This is a genomic window from Mesorhizobium sp. M8A.F.Ca.ET.021.01.1.1, assembly GCF_003998025.1.
Taxonomy (GTDB): Bacteria; Pseudomonadota; Alphaproteobacteria; order Rhizobiales; family Rhizobiaceae; genus Mesorhizobium.
Map to the genome: position 1 here is coordinate 1 of NZ_RZSJ01000557.1, position 4041 is coordinate 4041.

General features: G+C 65.7%; 4 protein-coding genes and 1 pseudogene. 3 read left to right on the forward strand and 2 right to left on the reverse strand.

Annotation, left to right across the window (positions count from 1 at the left end; genetic code table 11):
* Positions 1 to 1228: MFS transporter (locus tag EOA36_RS29640; RefSeq protein ID WP_127280523.1), on the forward strand; the 1228-nt coding region annotated here is incomplete at its 5' end.
* Between the two features lie 10 nt (positions 1229 to 1238).
* Here EOA36_RS29640 and EOA36_RS29645 read toward each other — a convergent pair.
* Together EOA36_RS29645 and EOA36_RS29650 are read right to left on the reverse strand one after the other, a co-directional pair.
* Positions 1239 to 2036, reverse strand: coding sequence for an RlmE family RNA methyltransferase (locus EOA36_RS29645; RefSeq protein WP_127280524.1), 798 nt, complete (start codon positions 2034 to 2036; stop codon positions 1239 to 1241).
* 25 nt (positions 2037 to 2061) lie between these two features.
* Entirely contained in the window at positions 2062 to 3420 is a 1359-nt protein-coding gene (locus tag EOA36_RS29650; RefSeq protein ID WP_127280525.1) for a Ppx/GppA phosphatase family protein, read from the reverse strand.
* A 55-nt stretch (positions 3421 to 3475) separates the two neighbouring features.
* On the opposite strand from EOA36_RS29650, the gene EOA36_RS29655 reads away from it, so the two are divergent.
* On the forward strand, positions 3476 to 3748 hold the full coding sequence (locus tag EOA36_RS29655) for a hypothetical protein (protein ID WP_127280526.1): 273 nt from the start codon (positions 3476 to 3478) through the stop codon (positions 3746 to 3748).
* Between the two features lie 88 nt (positions 3749 to 3836).
* A pseudogene (locus EOA36_RS29660) lies at positions 3837 to 4041 on the forward strand (UPF0104 family protein); the annotation flags it as partial.

The following is a 4041-nucleotide window of genomic DNA, read 5'->3' on the forward strand; positions in this document are numbered from 1 at the left end:
CTTCGGCGCCAAGAACATCTTTCGCGCGGCGATCGCGGTGTTCATTGCCGGTTCGGTTGCCTGCGCGTTGTCCGGTTCGCTGCCGGCCTTCGTGGTGTCGCGCTTCCTGCAAGGCATTGGCGGCGCCATGATGACCCCGGTCGGGCGCCTGGTGCTGGTGCGCGCCACGCCCAAGAGCGACCTGGTCGCCGCCATGTCCTGGCTGACCGTTCCAGCACTCGTCGGCCCGCTGGTCGGTCCGCCGATCGGTGGCTTTATCACCACCTATTTTACGTGGCACTGGATCTTCCTGATCAACGTGCCGATCGGCCTGATCGGCATCTGGCTGGCCACACGCTTCCTGCCGGAAACCGAAGCAACCGAGACGCCGCCGCTCGATTTCATCGGCTTCGTGTTGAGCGGGCTTGCCGCATCCGGCGTCGTGTTCGGCCTGTCGGTGGTCAGCCTGCCTTATCTGCCGCCGGCCACCGGCTTCATCACGGTCGCGGTGGGGCTGCTGTCGGGCGCGCTCTACCTGATGCATGCGCGCCGCGCCAGAAATCCGCTGCTGGCGCTTGAGCTGTTCCGCAACCAGGTGTTCCGCTCGTCGGTGCTTGGCGGCAGCCTGTTTCGCATCGGCATCGGAGCGGTGCCGTTCCTGTTGCCGCTGATGTTCCAGATCGGTTTCGGGCTGACCCCATTCCAGTCCGGCATGATCACCTTCGTCTCCGCGATCGGCGCCATCGGCATGAAATTCGTCACCGCGCTGATCTTCCGTGTCGTCGGCTTCCGCCGCGTGCTGATCGCCGGCTCGCTGGTCGCCGCCGCATCGATCGCCATCTACGGCCTCTTCACCCCCGAAACGCCTTACGCGCTGATGCTGGCCATTTTGCTGGTCGGCGGCTTTATCCGTTCGATGTTCTTCACCGGTGTCAACGCACTGTCCTATGCCGAGGTTTCGGCCGAGGATACCAGCAAGGCGACGCCGATCACGGCGGTGTTCCAGCAGCTCTCGATCGCGCTCGGCGTGGCGCTCGCCGGCGGTGTTCTGGAAGTCTCGACCTCGATCCATGGCGGCCCGCTGACGCTGGGCGATTTCCATACCGCCTTCTTCATCGTGGCGGCGGTATCGGCGGCGGCGTCACTGTCGTTCATGCGGCTGGCACCCGATGCCGGCAACGCCGTGTCAGGCCATGGCCGGCTGACGACGCCCAAGACGCTGGAACCGGTGAGATCGCCTGGAGAGTGAAGCGGCCAACTCAGCCGTCTGCGTCCCCCGGCCCTTCGCCATGGCTCCGGGCGCTCGAGCCCTTCGGAACGTCCACTGGACGTTCCGATCCGCCTGACGGCGGACCAGCCTCTCGCCCCTTAAAATCCTTGGCCAAGAGATAAAGCTCCACCGATTCATCGCGCGACGCCGGTGGCTTGACGTGGTGGACGGAGCGGAAATTCTTCTTGAGCATCGAGAGCAGTTCGTTTTCGGCGCCGCCCTGGAAGGTCTTGGCCAGGAAATGGCCGCCGGGCTTCAGGACCGACAGCGCGAAATCGGCCGCCACCTCGCACAGATGCATGGTGCGGATGTGGTCGGTCCGCTTGTGGCCGGTGGTCGGCGCCGCCATGTCGGACAGCACGACATCCGGGTCGCCGCCCAGCGCCTCGGCCAGCTTTTGCGGAGCCTGCGGATCGAGAAAATCCATCAGCAGCACCGGCGCACCGGGCACGGCGTCCATTTCCAGATAATCGATGCCGATGACATGCGGGTTTTCGGCCGTCGATTTCGTGCGCGCGGCCGCGACCTGGCACCAGCCGCCGGGGGCGGCACCCAGGTCGATCACCTTCATGCCGGGCTTCAAGAGATGGTGCTTGTCGTCGATCTCGATCAGCTTGTAGGCCGCGCGGGAACGATAGCCATCGGCTTTCGAGCGTTGGACATAGGGATCGTTGATGTGGCGCTGCAGCCAGCGGCGTGACGATTCCTTCAGGCCGCTTTTCTTCTTGATCCGCGTCTTCAGCACGCGAATGCTCGCCGAACCTGGTTTTTCCGGTTTCTTGGTCATTGCCTGATTTCTTGTTTGAGCATGATCATGCCCTAGCACGCCCATCGTTGCGCCAGACGCCGTCATCGGCCATCAGTTCGCTCAATATGCCTTCGCGCAGGCCACGGTCGGCGACGCGCAGCCGCTCCGACGGCCAGACGGCGCGGATCGCTTCTAGGATCGCACAGCCGGCAAGCACCAGATCGGCGCGGTCGGCGCCGATGCAGGGGTTGGCGCAGCGCTGCTGGAAATCCCAGCCGACCAGTCTCTCCACCATGCGGTCGACGCTGTCGCGGTCCATCCACAGGCCGTCGACCCGCCGGCGGTCGTAGCGCTCGAGATCGAGATGGACGCCGGCCAGCGTCGTCACCGTGCCCGAAGTGCCGAGCAGATGGAAATTCGGGCTGGCCTTGAGATGGCTCAGCCGGTCGCGGCCATCGAAAGTAGCCAGCCTGCCGGCGACGTCGTCGACCATGGCGGTGAAGATCTCGCGCGTCACGGTGCGGCCGCCAAAGCGTTCCGCCAATGACACGACGCCGACCGGCAGCGATGTCCATGAGACGATATGGTTGGCAAGGCGCGGCGAGCGGCGGCCGCTGAGATCGATCAGCGCGATCTCGGAGGAGCCGCCGCCGATGTCGAACAGGACGACGCCTTGCGTGTCGCGCTCGACCAGCGAGCCGCAGCCGGAAACCGCAAGGCGGGCTTCGGTCTGGCGATCGATGATCTCGAGCTTCAGGCCGGCTTCGCGTTCGACGCGATCGAGGAACTCGACGCCGTTTTCGGCGGTGCGGCAGGCTTCGGTGGCGATCAGCCTTGCCTTCCTGATCTTGCGGCCGCGCAATTTGTCACCGCAGACCTTCAGCGCCTCGACCGCGCGGTCCATCGCCGGCTGGCCGAGCCGGCCATTGGCGGTGAGCCCCTCGCCCAGCCTGACGATGCGCGAGAAGGCGTCGATGACGCGGAACTGGCCGTGACGGGTGGGAACGGCGACCAGCAGCCGGCAATTGTTGGTGCCGAGATCCAGCGCCGCGAAAACCGGAAGCTCGTGCACCGGCGGCCTGCGGTTGCCTTGTTCGGGGCGTGGCGCTGGAACGACGGGCGAGATCGCCGCAGCGGCAACAGGCTTCAGGTCGACTGCCGCGGTAGCGGCCTTGCCTTGCAGCGGCGATCGATTGTCCTCGGGGCGCACATCGTCGCGCGCAAAAACCTTGCGCCCGCGCCTTCGCTTGCGCCGTTTCTTGGGCTTGCCTTTCTGGGTTGCGTCGCCCACCTGCCCATTCACGGAGCGAGGCTCCGTCGGGCGGCGTTGCTGCCAACCGGCCGTCCCCGGGCCTGATGACCCCGGAGAAGCGCTGGACGCGCCCACCTCCGGCGCGCCTGCGCCGGTGTCGCGGTCTTCCACTGTCGTTCCTTCCGGCGCCGCGCGAACCGGTGACGGACGCAGCAGGCGCTTTGGCATGTTTCAAGTTGCCGCCAGACTAACAGTGCCGCGCCCGATCACCAAGAGCCGCTTGCCGAATTTTGCCGGCTGGGCGCGCAACCCCGCCTTTTTGCTGCGCTCCGTAATGTACCCGCAAGGCTGGATTGATAACGCGACGCCAGCGGAGACCGCGCCCGTCGAGCCGGTTCCCTCGCCGCTTGCAGGCGTTCTCGCGCCGCGCCCGGTGCAGGCAGGCCTCGCCGGCATCAGGCGCGACAAGTGTTCGCGGTTGAATAGCCGGCTTCAATGAGGCATTTCTGAAATGAATGGGGAATTCGGGGCGCGGTCGGCCTCTCGACAGAAAAGGAAGCGGACAGGCAACGCATGACGGTCGGGCAATGAACTGGAAACGCTATTTCTGGCCGATCGTCGGCATCGGCGCGGTGATTTTCTCGCTGCTGCTGCTCTGGCATGAATTGCGCGGTATCTCGCTCGACGACGTCTGGGACGGGCTGGCGGCCATTCCGGCCCGCGGCTGGATGCTGGCAGGCTTGAGTTCGGTGGTGGCCTATGCCGCGCTCGCCGGCTACGACCACATCGCGC

What these genes read in the sequence shown, in the direction of transcription:
- EOA36_RS29645 (WP_127280524.1), bottom strand. Translation starts at nt 2,036, where the DNA reads ATGACCAAGAAACCGGAAAAACCAGGTTCGGCGAGCATTCGCGTGCTG.
- EOA36_RS29655 (WP_127280526.1), top strand. Translation starts at nt 3,476, where the DNA reads ATGTTTCAAGTTGCCGCCAGACTAACAGTGCCGCGCCCGATCACCAAG.